Annotated in this window: 14 protein-coding genes; 12 read left to right on the top strand and 2 right to left on the bottom strand. The window is 69.4% G+C overall.

The window, feature by feature from the left end; genetic code table 11:
* Nucleotides 1-274: 274 nt before the first annotated feature.
* On the bottom strand, nucleotides 275-469 hold the full coding sequence (locus ABEA43_RS57800) for a hypothetical protein (RefSeq protein WP_345576245.1): 195 nt from the start codon (nucleotides 467-469) through the stop codon (nucleotides 275-277).
* A gap of 104 nt (nucleotides 470-573) precedes the next feature.
* On the opposite strand from ABEA43_RS57800, the gene ABEA43_RS57795 reads away from it, so the two are divergent.
* The 3 genes from ABEA43_RS57795 to ABEA43_RS57785 all read left to right on the top strand — a co-directional run bounded on the left by ABEA43_RS57795 (nucleotide 574) and on the right by ABEA43_RS57785 (nucleotide 5625).
* Nucleotides 574-1971 (top strand): hypothetical protein, encoded by a 1398-nt coding sequence (locus ABEA43_RS57795; RefSeq protein WP_345576243.1) that lies wholly within the window; start codon nucleotides 574-576, stop codon nucleotides 1969-1971.
* Nucleotides 1972-2460: 489 nt separating this feature from the next.
* The gene (locus ABEA43_RS57790; RefSeq protein ID WP_345576241.1) at nucleotides 2461-3204 is read left to right on the top strand and encodes a hypothetical protein; all 744 of its coding nucleotides are present in this window, start codon (nucleotides 2461-2463) and stop codon (nucleotides 3202-3204) included.
* 285 nt (nucleotides 3205-3489) lie between these two features.
* Nucleotides 3490-5625: a WD40 repeat domain-containing protein gene (locus ABEA43_RS57785; RefSeq protein WP_345576239.1), complete on the top strand. Its 2136-nt coding sequence runs from the start codon at nucleotides 3490-3492 to the stop codon at nucleotides 5623-5625.
* Between the two features lie 142 nt (nucleotides 5626-5767).
* Here the strand turns inward: ABEA43_RS57785 and ABEA43_RS57780 are convergent, their stop codons facing one another.
* Nucleotides 5768-5974 (bottom strand): hypothetical protein, encoded by a 207-nt coding sequence (locus ABEA43_RS57780; protein WP_345576237.1) that lies wholly within the window; start codon nucleotides 5972-5974, stop codon nucleotides 5768-5770.
* A 67-nt stretch (nucleotides 5975-6041) separates the two neighbouring features.
* On the opposite strand from ABEA43_RS57780, the gene ABEA43_RS57775 reads away from it, so the two are divergent.
* The 9 genes from ABEA43_RS57775 to ABEA43_RS57735 all read left to right on the top strand — a co-directional run bounded on the left by ABEA43_RS57775 (nucleotide 6042) and on the right by ABEA43_RS57735 (nucleotide 14351).
* Complete coding sequence (locus ABEA43_RS57775) at nucleotides 6042-7265, top strand: GNAT family N-acetyltransferase (RefSeq protein WP_345576235.1); 1224 nt, start codon at nucleotides 6042-6044, stop codon at nucleotides 7263-7265.
* Nucleotides 7266-7348: 83 nt separating this feature from the next.
* The gene (locus tag ABEA43_RS57770) at nucleotides 7349-8281 is read left to right on the top strand and encodes an aminoglycoside phosphotransferase family protein (RefSeq protein ID WP_345576233.1); all 933 of its coding nucleotides are present in this window, start codon (nucleotides 7349-7351) and stop codon (nucleotides 8279-8281) included.
* A gap of 43 nt (nucleotides 8282-8324) precedes the next feature.
* On the top strand, nucleotides 8325-8732 hold the full coding sequence (locus tag ABEA43_RS57765; protein WP_345576231.1) for an aldo/keto reductase: 408 nt from the start codon (nucleotides 8325-8327) through the stop codon (nucleotides 8730-8732).
* Nucleotides 8729-9607, top strand: coding sequence for a helix-turn-helix transcriptional regulator (locus ABEA43_RS57760; RefSeq protein ID WP_345576299.1), 879 nt, complete (start codon nucleotides 8729-8731; stop codon nucleotides 9605-9607). Before ABEA43_RS57765 ends, ABEA43_RS57760 begins: the two co-directional genes overlap by 4 nt.
* Before the next feature lie 445 nt (nucleotides 9608-10052).
* Nucleotides 10053-11090, top strand: a complete 1038-nt coding sequence (locus ABEA43_RS57755) for a zinc-dependent alcohol dehydrogenase family protein (protein ID WP_345576229.1) — start codon at nucleotides 10053-10055, stop codon at nucleotides 11088-11090.
* Between the two features lie 8 nt (nucleotides 11091-11098).
* Nucleotides 11099-11479 (top strand): DUF2255 family protein, encoded by a 381-nt coding sequence (locus ABEA43_RS57750; RefSeq protein ID WP_345576225.1) that lies wholly within the window; start codon nucleotides 11099-11101, stop codon nucleotides 11477-11479.
* Nucleotides 11480-11483: 4 nt separating this feature from the next.
* The gene (locus ABEA43_RS57745) at nucleotides 11484-12458 is read left to right on the top strand and encodes an aldo/keto reductase (RefSeq protein WP_345576223.1); all 975 of its coding nucleotides are present in this window, start codon (nucleotides 11484-11486) and stop codon (nucleotides 12456-12458) included.
* Between the two features lie 11 nt (nucleotides 12459-12469).
* On the top strand, nucleotides 12470-13318 hold the full coding sequence (locus tag ABEA43_RS57740; RefSeq protein ID WP_345576221.1) for an aldo/keto reductase: 849 nt from the start codon (nucleotides 12470-12472) through the stop codon (nucleotides 13316-13318).
* Between the two features lie 46 nt (nucleotides 13319-13364).
* A complete protein-coding gene (locus ABEA43_RS57735; RefSeq protein ID WP_345576219.1) occupies nucleotides 13365-14351 on the top strand; it encodes an aldo/keto reductase in 987 nt (328 codons plus the stop codon).
* Nucleotides 14352-14355 lie beyond the last annotated feature (4 nt).

Raw genomic sequence — 14355 nt, 5'->3', positions numbered from 1 at the left:
CTTTCACGGGCCAGAGACTTGGACGCGATCACGACCCTGATGGACGTCGATGCCCGCATAGCAGACCAGAACCGATCTTCTGCGTCCAATATTGATATATATCGTCCATGGATTAGGAATTCGATATTGAAGCTGATCAGGACGCCCCAAGGCCCGGCGTGCTTCCCTGGACGATCCACATCGCGTCCTCGTCACCCTCGGCACGTGGAGGCTCATCTGCGTCGCGGACTTCGGTCTCGACTACCGAGGGGACGCCACGCTCCAGACCACCCGCTCAGGCGACGACGTCATCAACGGCGACCAGATCCTCGTCGGGAACAATGGCCGCTGCGATTCGACCAGCGGGCACCCGACGGATCTTCAGGTGCTCACCCCCGGCACGGGGGACGCCGACGCCAGGGTCGGGACCGAGGTGGACCAGGCGGGCACTCTCCTGCACGAGCTCGGGCGCGCCCTGGGCCTGCGCCATGGCGGCAACACCAATGAGCTCCACAAGCCCAACTACCTCAGCGTCATGAACTACTTCTTCCAGACAGGCATCCCAACAGCCCGCCGCCGCTGCTGGTCGACCACATGCGCGAGTGGCAGAAAGGTGCTGTACGGCTGGGCTTCTCGGACGGAAAGCTGCCCCAGTTGGCCGAGGGCAGCCTGCTGGAGAACAACGGGATCTCCGACGGCGCCGACTTCACCTTCTGGTGGACCGACAACCGCCGGGCACCCACCGGGCCGCGGCTCCTCAGATCCGGGCGCGGCAACGGGCCGCTCAACTGGAACGACAGCACCACCCCAGGCACCAACGCTCCCCTCTTCGATACCGCGGGGATCTCCCAGAACCTCAACGACAGGAACGGGCTGACCACCCTGCAGGATCACGACGACTGGGCGGCGATCAAGTTCAGGGGGCCCGGATCTCCGGACGCCAGGGGCTGGGCCTGCAGTTCCTACCCGGCCGGTGCACCGGCCTGCATCGGAGCGGGCGGCTCCGCCGACAGAGAGCTCGACTTCAGCACCGTGATCCACCAGGAGATGGCCTTCTTCAACCGCTATGACCCCGACGTCAAGGTCGCCAAGAGCGTGGACAAGGCGGACTCCGAACCCGGTGACACTCTCACCTACAACAACACAGCTCAGGCCACGACCAAGGTCCACGCGCCCCGGTTCACCCTGGAGAAGACCACGTTCGCCACGGTGAACGCCGGTGCGGAGATGAAGATCGACCTCCAGGTCGCCAACGTCGGCAGCGGCACCGCCACCGGGGTGGTCCTCACCGACACGCTGCCTGCCGAGGTGTACTACAGCCAGACCCTGGACCGGGGATCCGGCCCCGAACCGAGCAAGGCCACGCGCAACGCGGACGGGACAACCACCCTTACCTGGTCGCAGGAGGCCTTGGCCGGCGGCAAGGAGCTGGCCGTGCAGTTCACGGCGAGACCCAGCCTGCTGCACACGGCCGGCGCGCGGCTGACCGACAGGGCCTCCGTGGTGTACGGCAACGCCAAGGGCTGCACCTTCCCCCCGGTCACGGCCTCCGCGAGCACCACGGTCACCGAGGTCACGCCGACGCGTGATCCGCGCTCACACGGCTACTGGAAGACTCGCTCGCAGGCGCGCACCTGGGAGTTGCTGGCCCGGGTCCAAGCCACCGATCAGCGGTTCGACGGCTCCGCCGGCGGGGAGCTGGAGAACTCCGAGGCGGAAGCCGTACTGAACGCGGGTGGCCCGCAACCGGGACCGGTGCGGTTCCAGCTCCTGGCGACGCTGCTCGACCTGGCCGCGCGGCAGATCAACGCCGCCACTCGCATCGACTCCGAGCTGTCTCGCCGACTCGGGGCGCACATGGTCGGTGAAGCGGTGAGGTACGCCTTCGCGACCCTCACCGAGCCGCTCAACAGCACAACGGCAGGCCGGTACTCCGACACCACCGCCCTGCTGGACGAGATCGTCAACAACCGGAGCGAGGTCTACGAGTAACGAGACTGGACTGCGGTGCGAGCGGTGCGTCCACCGTTCGCACCTGCGGTGCGAACGGCGTATGCCCAACACGGGTGCCCGCACGAGAGATCATCGCCGCGCCGGCATCGGAGCTCGTCCAGCACGCCGTAGACGTAGGGGTGGAAGACGGCGACGTCGATGTTGCCCGGGATGCCGCGCATCTCGCCGTGCGGCACGCGGGCGTAGTTCACGGTCACGGGCGTGCCGGTCGGCGGGGACCGCGCGCAGGGCCTCGTGCCAGGCGGGACCATCCAGATCGAGGCCGTACCTTTCGGCCCGCTCAACATCTGGACGCGCAAGGTCCGCACTCCGGTGAACGGGCTTTGCCGTACAGGATGGGGGTGCCTGGTTGAACCCTCCAGGCCGGTGGCGCGTCCATCGGGTATGAAGAGATCGCGTTTGACCGTCATCGCGGTGCTCGCGTCGTTGTGCGCCTGCGGTCAGTCCGGCGCTGGTCCGGTACCCACTGTGGCCGGGACCGAGACGATCGTGTTGCCGCGGGCCGATCAGCCCAGCGCGCATCGGCCCACCCTGGAACGGCTCAAGCGAGAGGCGGCGGCGTCGGGCCGGCCCTTGGAGGAGGTCGTCCAGCGGTACGCGACCCGGCTGGCCGCTACCTCGTCGCCCAAGCCGACGGACTTCGAGGGTTACGACCCTGCGGCGACCGAACCGGACGTGGCGATCGACGGCATTCCCTACGCCGAACTGGTCGACCTCAGGACCATCGCCAAATCGGAGGGCATCTCCTACGAGGAGGCCATCGACCGCTTCGGCTCACAGTCGTCCAACAGCCAGGTGATCGACAAACTCAATGCGGAGTTCCCCGACGAGATCTCCGGCGTCAGATACGTCGACGACCAGCGGGGGCTGCGCGTCGGCTTCAAGGGTCCCATCCCGGCTCGCGCGATCGAGCTGGCCAGGACTCTCCCCATGGAGGTCATCCTGATCGGCGGCAAGGGATTCTCGGCCGCTGAGCTCCGGCGGGCCCAGGACACCGTCGTCTCCTGGCTCCGAACCCGTCCTGAGGTGGCCACGATGACGGCGCACCCGGATGACGAAACCGGCCAAGTCAAGGTCACGGTTCAGCCGAAGGTGATGCCGGACGATGCGGAGGAGTTCAAGCGCGGGCTTCAGCTCCCGCAGCCGGACAATCCACACATCACCGTCGAGGTCACGCTCTCCGCCGAATCGATCGCCGTTCGGCCGCAGTGAGGGCCGCCGAAGCCCCCGGCGCGCACACGGCTGGGCCCGAACACCGACTCGGCCGACCTCGCCGCCCAGCCCGCCAAGCTCCAGGGCCTGGTCGATGCCCAGCGCGCCCGCCAAGTCGGCAACCAGCCCGCAAGATCGACAGCTTCGTCCTGGCCGCCACGGGAGCCGCCGCGCTGGCTCCGGCGGGTACGTTGGCGGCTGCGCCATCTGCCTGCGGTGATGATCGACGCGGTGTCCAGGGGTTCGGACACTGCTGGACCACGACAACGACATTCGGGAAGGTCCGTGTCGCTCTCCGATCCCTACGCGCTCGCCGACGTGGCAGCGAAGCTCTGGCGGTTCGGCCTGCCGGCCGTCGAGGAAGACTTGGCCCGTACGGGCGGTCCAATGGCCGGTGCGCTGCTCCGCGCTCTGGCCCGGGCAGCGCACCTACTCGCTCGCGCCGAGTCCAAGAAGGAGCTGAGCGATGCTCTTGTGCTCCGATTGACCGGAGCGCCAGAGCTGGCGTCGATGGTGGACTCCTGCCGTGCGACGCAGCCCGGCATCGGCTTGACAAGCAGGTGGGCAATGCCAGATCAGCCCGCGCCGGCCCTGATCCGGATCCTTGATGGTCGAGAAGGCGATGCTGAGCGGTGCATCTGGTCACCGACGGGTAGCTGGCTGATGTCGATCAGCGGCGCAGTCCAATCCTCGCAGCAGCACACCGTACGACTCTGGGACCCTCGGACGTGGCGGCCTGGGCCGACCTTTGATCACGGCGCCGGCTGGCCGAATCGGATAGATGACGGTGTCCTGCCCTCGTCCGGTGAATGGTTGGCCACGTGCGCGGCTGGTGCGGTGTGGATCTGGGACACGGTCTCGGGCGAGCTACGCGGAATGTTCGAGGGGCGGCTGGTGGCGGCGGCCCCAGACGGCGCCTGGCTGGCCATCGGCTATCCCACACAGCCGACCACTACCGGCTCGCCAGGGCGCATCGCGCTGTATCGAATGCCCGACGGGCAGCATCTCGACACGTTCCCCTGGCATCCCGGCACCGCGACGCGGGCAACGACGTCGTCGGCCTCCGGCTGGATCGTCACTGCGGACGACGGGCGGCTGCGGCTCCGTGAGATGCCCAGGGGGCAGGTCCGGCGTGAATTCAATGTCGGCGGCGATCACATCGGGAAGGTGGTGTCGGCGCCGGATGCCTCTTGGCTGGCCGCCGAGATCGGCTCCTACCCGAGCCGTACCCGAGTCTGGGACACCGTCACCGGTGAGGTTCGCGCAACCTTCGCATGCCGGCTGGGACCGGTGCATGCGGTCACTCCAGACGGTTCCTGGATCGCCGCCACACCAGAGGAGAACCGGACAGTACTCCTCGACACCACCGGCACCCGGTCCGCCCCCATCCCGCTCGGTGAGCACAGCTCGCTGGTGACGTCGTACGCCGTCTCGCCGGACAGCGCGAGACTGGCCACCGGCTGCCGGGACGGCACCATCTGGCTCTGGGACCTGAGCATCGGCGTCGCCGATCAGCGGCGCGATCCACGCCGAGCGCCATTGTCATCCTGCGCGACGGCACCGGATGGTTCCTGGCTTGCGACGACCGACGGCAACGGGGTGTGGTCCGGGCAGGGCGGCATCGCGATCTGGGACGTCACCACCGGTCAACGGCACCGGGAATTCGGTTCCGGCCGGTACGACTCGTGCATCGCGGCACCTGATGGCACCTGGCTGGCGACCGCCGATGTCGACAACGTGCTGATCTGGGACATGAACACCGGCCGACTGCGGCATCGCATCGAATGCCCGGTCCGCCAGGGGGAGGTACTGAGCAGCGCGTACAAGAACTACGTCGTGGACCTCGCCGTGGCGCCCGACGGCACCTGGCTCGCCACGGCCTGCGAAGACGGGACGGTACGCCTTCTGGACGTGGCCACTGGGCAGACCCGGGACATCCTCGAGCACCCTGCCATCGACGGGCGGATGCTGCGCTGCGTCGTGGCCGCTGACGCGAGCTGGCTGGGATACAGCGGCGTGGGCGGCACGGTCATCCACGATCTGTCCAACGGAACAAGCCGGAAGGCCGACAGCGCCGGCCGCCTCCTCGATGTCTCTCCCGATGGGTCTCTGCTTGCTAGCGAACAGGGATTTGATGTCCGCGTCTGGGCGGCGGCGACCGGCGAGACACGGTACGTGCTGCGCGGCCACACCGACTTCGCGAAGGCCTGCCGGTGGTCACCTGATGGCTCTCGTCTGGCTTCGATCGGCGATCAGACGGTACGCATCTGGGCTGCCGCCAGCGGCGAGGTTGAGACAACGATTCGGCTCTACACGACGCCCACGGACTGCTGCTGGCTGCCGGACACACGAAGCCTGGCTGTGACCAGCCAACAGGGCCTGCACCTGTTCGACCTGACGCGTATGCCCAACTCCACCTGATCGAGTCTGTGCCGCGAAGACCCACCGCGGGACTGCGGCAATCACTCACTGACAACCAGCGACGTTCGCGGTAACCGCGGCAGACGCCCGGAGCTGAGGCCGTCTCGCCGATCATGAGGCAGCCGGGCCAGCTCAGGCCTCATCAGACCCGGGGAGGTTGAGCCTCGGCGATTTCCATGAACTGTGCCAAGTCTCGCGGAATGGTGTCCAGCAAGTCATGGAGCTCGGGCAGAAACGCGGCCACGTCCTGAACGGCAACGGCAGCGCCCTGCTCGACTGCCGTGTCCAGGGCCGCCAGCTCCTCGCCCCGGCCGACGAACACCGGGCTGACCACGCGCTCCGCCACCACGGCACCAGCATATAAATACACACATCACCCGATGCGCCGCGCCTGTTTACCCGGCCACGCTCGAAACATGACAGCCACCCACCCGCTGCGGACCATCACCGCCCACGAGTTCGACGCGTGGGCTCACATGGTCACCACGACCTACGGCCAGGACTGGCACGAAGGCGGCCTGCGCAACGCCGCCTCCTCCCTCCAACCCCAACGCACCATCGCCGCCTACGACGGCACGCAGATCGTCGGCGGCGCGTCGATCTACGGCCGCGTCATGACCATCCCCGGCGCCGCCATACCCGTCGCCGGCATCACGCTCGTCGCGGTCCTGCCCACTCACCGCCGCCGCGGCATCCTCACCGCGATGATGCGCAAACAACTCACCGACCTGCACGAATCAGGCGGCGAACCGATCGCCGCGCTCAACGCCGCCGAAGCCACGATCTACGGCCGCTTCGGCTACGGCATCGCCAGCCACATCGCCGAGATCCACGCCGACAAGAAACTCCTGGCCCTGCGGCCCGGCACCGACCTCGGCGACGGAACGATCCGCCTGCTCGACCACCAGGAGGCCCGCCCGTTGCTGGAGAAGGTCTACGACATCGCCCGACGTGGCGGGGTCGGCTGGCTCGACCGCACGGAGACGTTCTGGCAGGCCCGGCTGGCCGACGGCGAGCGGGTACGCGACGGCGGGACGGCACTACGCTTCGCCGTCCACCTGGAGCAGGGCGGCGAGGCCACCGGCTACGCCCTCTACCGGTCCAAGCCGGGACTGGTGCAGGTCATCGAGGTCGCCTCCACCACCAGACAGTCCTACGCCGCCCTGTGGCGCTACCTCATCGACCTCGACGCGCACGCCGCCCTCACCTACGACGGCGCCGTCGACGAACCCCTGACGCACCTGCTGACCAACCCCCGCGCGGCCCGCACCACCCTCATCGACAACCTCTGGGTCCGCCTGGCGGACGTCGGCCGCGCACTGGCCGCCCGCCGCTACGCCACCCCGCTGGACCTGGTCCTGGAGGTCCAGGACCCGTTCTGCCCCTGGAACGCGGGCCGCTACCACCTGCAGGCCCACGGCGACTCCGTCACCTGCGAACGCACCCAAGCCCACCCCGCCCTGCGGCTGACCTCCGCCGAACTGGGCGCGGCCTACCTGGGCGGCACCACCCTGTCCTCCCTGGCGGCGGCGGGCCGGATCGAGGAACTACGCCCCGGCGCGGTGAGCACCGCCTCACTCGCCTTCCGCGGCGAACGCGCGCCCTTCCACCCCTCGGGCTGGGCCTTCCCCGCCTTCTGACGGCGCCTCCGTCCGCATCACATCGGCACCCGTACTCGTTCGTCCGACCTTCTCGCACAGAAACGGGATCCCCCATGCAGCAAGTGAGCGCACCTGTCATCTCCGCTCCTCCCGACGGGCGCGCGGGCATCACCGCGGACCTGGTACGCCGGCTGATCGCGGCCCAGTTCCCCCAGTGGGACGACCTTCCGATCGCCCCGGTGCCCGAGGACGGCCACGACAACCGCACCTACCGGCTGGGCGAGAGCATGACGGTCCGTCTGCCGACGGCCGAGGGCTACGTGCCCGCGGTGGAGAAGGAGAGCCTCTGGCTGCCGCGGCTGGCACCGCACCTGCCGGTCGCCGTCCCGCCGATCCTGGCCACCGGCGAGTCCGGCGAGGGCTATCCCCATCCCTGGTCGGTGCGCGGCTGGCTGGAGGGAGAGACCGCTCATCCGTCGCGAATCGGCGAAATGCCGTCATTCGCCGTGCAGGTGGCCGAGTTCATCCTGGCGTTGCGGCGATGCGACGCCACAGGCGGACCGCCGGCGGGCGCGCACAGCTTCTACCGCGGGGCCTCGCTGACCCATTACGACGAGGAGACCCGCCGGTGCCTGGCCGCGCTGGAGGGTCACCTCGACACCGGGCCGGCCGCCGAGGTGTGGCAGGCGGCCCTCGACGCGGGCTGGGCGGGTGACCCGGTGTGGTTCCACGGCGGCATCGCCGAGGGGAACCTGCTGGTCGCCGACGGCAGGCTCAGCGCCGTGATCGACTTCGGCACCTCAGGGATCGGGGACCCCGCCTGCGACCTGGTGATCGCCTGGGGGATGTTCACCGGCGAGGCCCGGGAGGCCTTCCGCGCGGCGGCCGGGGGCGACCGCGGCATGTGGGCGCGGGCCCGGGGCTGGCTGCTGTGGAAGTCCCTGCTGGTGCTGACCTGGACCATCGACTCCGCCTCCGGCTCCGATCAGAGAACGGCTGCCCATTGCCGGCGCGTCGTCACCGACATCCTGTCCGACCACCGCCAATCGGCATGAACAACACCGGAAGCCGGAACCGTACACAAGGGAGACAGGCCACATGCGCACTCATCGGCTCGGGCACAGCCCGGTGGAGGTCACCGAACTGGGGTTCGGGGGCGGGCCGCTGGGCGGCCTCTTCGAACCGCTGGACGACGACACCGCGGCGCAGGCGCTGACGGCCGCCTGGGACACGGGAATCCGCTACTTCGACACCTCCCCGCACTACGGCATCGGGCACTCCGAGCGCCGCATCGGCGAGTTGCTGCGCAGCAAGCCACGGGCGGAGTTCACGCTCTCGACGAAGGTCGGCCGGCTCCTGGTCCCGCAGGATCCGAAGGGCCGGGGGTCGATGGCGTCCAGTCAACGACGATCCGAGCGGGCGAGGGAGGGACGCTCGTTCGGGGTACTGGCCGTACCTCCCTTCACCGCCGTCACTGTGCTTACCCTGGGGTTATGGGCCAGATAGACCACCGTGCCGAGGTCCGCGAGTTTCTCAGCTCGCGGCGGGCGCGCATCACTCCGGAGCAGGCAGGGTTGCCCGCCTACGGCGGCAACCGGCGCGTCAAGGGACTGCGGCGCGAAGAGGTCGCGATGCTCGCCGGCGTCTCCATCGACTACTACGTGCGCATGGAGCGCGGGAACCTGTCCGGCGCCTCCGACAGCGTGCTGGACGCCCTGGCCCGCGCGCTGCAGCTGGACGAGGCCGAGCGTGAGCACCTGTTCGCCCTGGCCAGGGCCGCCGGGCCGGGGTCGCGCGCCCGTCGCACCTCGCCCACCACGGTGCGGCCGGCGGTCCAGCAGGTGCTGGACGCCATCACCGACGCGCCGGCCTGGGTGCGCAACGGCCGCCACGACATCGTCGCGATGAACCGGCTGGCCCGCGCTCTGTACGCCCCCGTCCTGGCCGACCCGCGCCGCCCGGCCAACACCACCCGCTTCCTCTACCTCGACGAGGCCGCGCGCGAGTTCTTCGTCGACTGGGACCGGATCGCCAACGACGCCGCCGCCATGCTCCGGCTGGAGGCCGGCCGCACCCCGCACGACCGCGCGCTCATCGAGCTGATCGGCGAGCTGTCCACGCGCAGCGAGATCTTCCGGCAGCGCTGGGCCTCCCATGACGTGCAGTTCCACCGCAGCGGCCGGAAGCGGCTGCGGCACCCCGTGGTCGGCCAGCTCGACCTGAGCTTCGAATCGATGGAGCTGCCGTCCGAGCCCGGCCTGACCCTCAACGTCTACACCGCCGCCCCGGGCAGCCCCACCGCTGACGGTCTGAAGATGCTCGCCAGCTGGGCGGCCACCCAGGACCTCGCCAAGGCGCAGCAGGCCCAGGACCAGAGCTGACCCCGGACAACGGCAAGCACCTCAAGCGCCCGGCAGACGGCGCGAAGCCCGCACTGGCGAGGCACATCCGGGCTATGGGGACCGTGCGACGGGCCCAGTAAACCTCGCTGGGGGGCCCTGTCATTACCTGTAACAGCAGACCCTGCCGCAGGCCCGTGCGAGCCGGTTACATAGAGCTTGACCAGGGAAAACCGCAGCGTCTCAGGCCGAAATGTCCCCAGCGGCGACATCGGCCACGCGTTCCCCCGCAGCCGCTGCGGGGGTGCCGGCCGATGCCTGGTCCAGGCCATGGCGGCCGGAGGATGGCGCCGTGCGGCAGGCGGAGGACCACCTGATCCGGTAGCGGCGGCAGCCCGGATTTACCTGTAACGGACCCGGCCCAGGCCGGTCGATCGATCGGCCATGGGTAGGCCCGACGACGAAGACACGAAACGGAACATTCTCGATGCGAGCTACTTTCCTGTACGGCGCCGGTGACGTGCGCGTGGAGACCGTGCCCGACCCGGTCCTGCGGCAGCCCACGGACGCGCTCGTGCGCATCGTGCGCTCGTGCGTCTGCGGCAGCGACCTGCACCCGTACCACTCGCTGCCGGCCGCGCAGCAAGGCATCCCGATGGGGCACGAGTTCCTCGGCGTCATCGAGGATCTCGGCGCCGAGGTGACCGGGCTCAAGCGCGGTGATGTGGTGGTGGCGCCGTTCGCCTACGCCGACAACACCTGCGACCTGTGCCGGGAGGGTCTGCACACCTCCTGTCCCAACGGCGGCTTCTGGGCCGCCGGCGACGTCGGAGGCGCCCAGGCCGAGGCGATCCGCGTTCCGCAGGCGACCGGCACCCTGGTCAAGCTGCCCGTCGGCGAGGACAGCGAGCTCCTGCCGTCGCTGCTGACCCTGGCGGACGTGTACGGCACCGGCCACCACGCCGCCAGGCAGGCCCGCGTCACCGCGCGTTCCACGGTCGCGGTCATCGGGGACGGCGCGGTCGGGCTGATGGCGGTGCTGTCGGCCCAGCGGCTGGGCGCCGAGCGGATCATCCTGATGGGCCGCCACGACGACCGCACCAAGCTCGGCATCGACTTCGGCGCCACCGACGTGGTGCCCGAGCGCGGCGCCGAGGGCGTGGAGAAGGTGCGCGAGCTGACCGGAGGGCAGGGGGTGCACGCGGTGCTGGAGGCGGTCGGCTACCGCGACGCCTACGACACGGCGTTCGGCATCGTCCGGCCGGGCGGGGTGATCAGCCGGGTCGGTGTGCCGCAGTACGAGGAGGCGCCGATCGGGTTCGGCAGCCTGTTCGGCCCGAACATCACGCTGACCGGCGGCCCCGCCCCAGTGCGCGCCTACATCGACGAGTTGCTGCCCGGCGTGCTGGACGGCCGGGTGGAGCCGGGACGGGTGTTCGACCAGTCGATCGATCTGGAGCAGGTGCCGGACGGCTACCGCGCGATGAACGACCGCACCGCGCTGAAGGTCCTCATCCAGCCGTAAGGAGAGCCATGACCGCCTGGACCAGCGACGAACTCGCCACCATCGGCGACGCCGAAGAACTCGACCTCGCCTCCCGCCGCGCGGACGGCACCCTGCGCCGTCCCGTGACGATGTGGGTCGTCCGCGTCGGCGACGACCTGTACGTCCGCTGCATGAACGGCCGCGCCGGCGCCTGGTACCGCGGCACCCAGACCCGGCACCAAGGCCGCATCACCGCCGGGGGTGTGGCAGCCGTGGTGACCTTCGCCGACCCCGGCGACACCGCCGTCCACGACCGGATCGACGAGGTCTACCGCACCAAGTACCGCCGCTACGGCGCCAACATCATCGGCGGCGTCGTCAACCCCGAGTCGCGAGCCGCGACGATCAAACTCGTTCCCGAGAGGTGAAATCGTGAAGCACATCAAACTGGGCGATCTGGACGTCTCCCGCATCGGGCTGGGCTGCATGGGCATGTCCCACGGCTACACCGGCTCCGGCAGCGACGACGCCGAGTCCATCCGCACCATCCATCGCGCACTGGAGCTGGGTGTCACCTTCCTGGACACCGCCGAGATCTACGGCCCGTACGTCAACGAGGAACTCCTCGGCAAGGCGCTCAAGGGCCGCCGCGACCAGGCCGTCATCGCCACCAAGTTCGGCCTTGTCTCCCACGCCGGCGACGGGCCGTGGAACCTCGACAGCAGCCCGGCCAACATCCGTACCGCCGCCGAAGGCTCACTGCGCCGCCTGGGCACCGACCACATCGACCTGTACTACCAGCACCGGGTCGACCCGAAGGTGCCGATCGAGGACACCATCGGCGCGGTCGCCGAACTCGTGCGGCAGGGTAAGGTCCGCCACATCGGCCTGTCAGAGGCGTGGCTGGACACCATCCGCCGCGCGCACGCGGTGCACCCGATCACCGCGCTGCAGTCGGAGTACTCGCTCTGGACCCGTGACCAGGAGCAGGTGCTGCCGCTGCTGCGCGAGCTGGGCATCGGACTCGTCGCCTACTCCCCGCTCGGCCACGGCTTCCTGACCGGGAAGATCCGCTCGGAAAGCGACTTCGGCCCCGACGACTTCCGGGCCACCAACCCCCGCTTCACCGGCGAGAACTTCCAGCGCAACCTCGCCCTCGCCGATGAGGTGCAGGCCATCGCCCACCAGGCCGGCGCCACGCCCGCCCAGGTCGCGATCGCCTGGCTGCTCAGCAAGGGCGACGACATCGCCCCCATCCCGGGCACCAAGCGGGTCTCGCGCGTGGAGGAGAACGCCGCCGCCGACGACCTCGTCCTGACCGCCGAGCAGCTCACGAAGCTCGACAGCCTGCCCCCGGCCGCCGGTGGGCACCACAACGAGACGCAGATGCAGATGATCGAACGATGAAGGGATCTTCCATGCGGACGGTCATTTTGAACAACGGCGTCGAGATGCCGATCCTCGGCTTCGGCGTCTACCAGATCCCGCCCGAGCAGACCGAACGGGCGGTCACCGACGCCCTCCAAGCGGGCTACCGGTCACTCGACACCGCCGCCGCCTACCGCAACGAGGAGGCCGTCGGCCGCGCGATCAAGAGCAGCGGCATCCCGCGCGAGGAACTGTTCGTCACCACCAAACTGTGGATCTCCGACGCCGGCGAGGAGAACGCCCGGCGGGCCTTCGACGCCTCGCTGACCAAGCTCGGCCTGGACCACCTCGACCTGTACTTGATCCACCAGCCCTTCGGCGACGTCTACGGCTCCTGGCGGGCCATGGAGCAGCTCAACCGCGAGGGCCGCGTCCGGGCCATCGGGGTGTCCAATTTCCACCCCGACCGGCTGGTCGACCTGATCGACCACAACGAGATCACGCCCGCGGTCAACCAGATCGAGACTCACCCGTTCTTCCAGCGTGGAGAAGACCAGCGGCTCATGGTCGAGCGCGGTGTCCAGATCGAGTCGTGGGGGCCGTTCGCCGAGGGCAAGAACAACCTCTTCACCGACCCGGTCCTGAGCGAGATCGCGCAGGCGCACGGCAAGTCGGTCGCGCAGGTCGTGCTGCGCTGGCTCATCCAGCGCGACGTCGTCGTCATCCCCAAGTCGGTCCGCGCCGACCGGATGGCCGAGAACTTCGACGTCTTCGACTTCGAGCTCACCGACGACCAGATGAGCCGCATCGCCGGCCTGGACACCGGCAGCTCGCTGTTCTTCGACCACCGCGATCCCGGCGTGGTCAGCCAGCTCGGCAGCGTCCGCCTCACGAACTGACCTGGCGGGCAAGCGGCAGCTGTTGACCGGTACACAGGAGGTAGTGATGCACATCAGGACGCTGGGACAGGGCCTGCGGGTGTCGGCCGTAGGGCTGGGCTGCATGGGCATGTCGCAGAGCTACGGCCCGAACCCGGGCAGCCGCGAGGACATGATCGGCGTGATCCGCTCCGCCCTGGACGCCGGGGTGACGCTGCTCGACACCGCGGAGGTTTACGGCCCCTATGACAACGAGGAGCTCGTGGGCGAGGCCATCGGCCCGATCCGGGACCAGGTGCAGGTCGCCACGAAGTTCGGCTGGGACATCCAAGGCGGCAAATCCGTCGGCCTGAACTCCCGGCCCGAGCAGATCCGCAAGGTCGCCGACGCCTCCTTGCGGCGCCTGGGCACCGACCACATCGACCTGTTCTACCAGCACCGAGTGGACCCGGACGTGCCGATCGAGGACGTCGCCGGCGCGGTGGGCGAACTGGTGCGGGCGGGCAAGGTCAAGCACTTCGGCCTGTCCGAGGCCGCGGCCGCCACCATCCGCAAGGCCCACGCCGTGCACCCGGTCACCGCCGTGCAGTCGGAGTACTCGCTGTGGACCCGCGACCCCGAACCCGAGGTGCTGCCCGCCTGCGCGGAGCTGGGCATCGGCTTCGTGCCGTTCAGCCCGCTGGGCAAGGGCTTCCTCACCGGCACGGTCGATGCGAACACCTCCTTCACCGAGGGGGACATCCGGGCGACGATCCCGCGCTTCGACACCGACAACCTGCCCGCCAACCAGGCCCTGGTCGATCACGTACGCACGCTGGCCGACGCCAAGGGCGCCACGCCAGGGCAGATCGCCCTGGCCTGGCTGCTGGCCCAGCAGCCCTGGATCGTGCCGATCCCCGGCACCCGCCGCCTGTCCCGCCTGCGGGAGAACGCCGGCGCCAGCGCGGTGGCCCTGTCCGCCGACGAGCGAGCCGATCTGGACGCGCTGGCCGCCCGCATCGGCGTTTCCGGCGACCGGTACGGCGAGGCGCACATGAAGATAGTCGGGCGCTGAAACC

Source organism: Nonomuraea rosea, from assembly GCF_039539705.1.
In the GTDB taxonomy this organism is placed as follows: domain Bacteria; phylum Actinomycetota; class Actinomycetes; order Streptosporangiales; family Streptosporangiaceae; genus Nonomuraea; species Nonomuraea rosea.
The sequence above is the reverse complement of the archived record's forward strand: the minus strand, read 5'-3'. Positions and strand labels throughout refer to the sequence as shown.

Excerpts from the sequence above, each read along its gene's own strand:
- ABEA43_RS57800 (WP_345576245.1), bottom strand. The coding sequence starts at position 469 with ATGGCGCAGGCCCAGGGCGCGCCCGAGCTCGTGCAGGAGAGTGCCCGC.
- ABEA43_RS57775 (WP_345576235.1), top strand. The coding sequence starts at position 6,042 with ATGACAGCCACCCACCCGCTGCGGACCATCACCGCCCACGAGTTCGAC.
- ABEA43_RS57750 (WP_345576225.1), top strand. The coding sequence starts at position 11,099 with ATGACCGCCTGGACCAGCGACGAACTCGCCACCATCGGCGACGCCGAA.
- ABEA43_RS57755 (WP_345576229.1), top strand. The coding sequence starts at position 10,053 with ATGCGAGCTACTTTCCTGTACGGCGCCGGTGACGTGCGCGTGGAGACC.
- ABEA43_RS57740 (WP_345576221.1), top strand. The coding sequence starts at position 12,470 with ATGCGGACGGTCATTTTGAACAACGGCGTCGAGATGCCGATCCTCGGC.
- ABEA43_RS57795 (WP_345576243.1), top strand. The coding sequence starts at position 574 with ATGCGCGAGTGGCAGAAAGGTGCTGTACGGCTGGGCTTCTCGGACGGA.
- ABEA43_RS57735 (WP_345576219.1), top strand. The coding sequence starts at position 13,365 with ATGCACATCAGGACGCTGGGACAGGGCCTGCGGGTGTCGGCCGTAGGG.
- ABEA43_RS57765 (WP_345576231.1), top strand. The coding sequence starts at position 8,325 with ATGCGCACTCATCGGCTCGGGCACAGCCCGGTGGAGGTCACCGAACTG.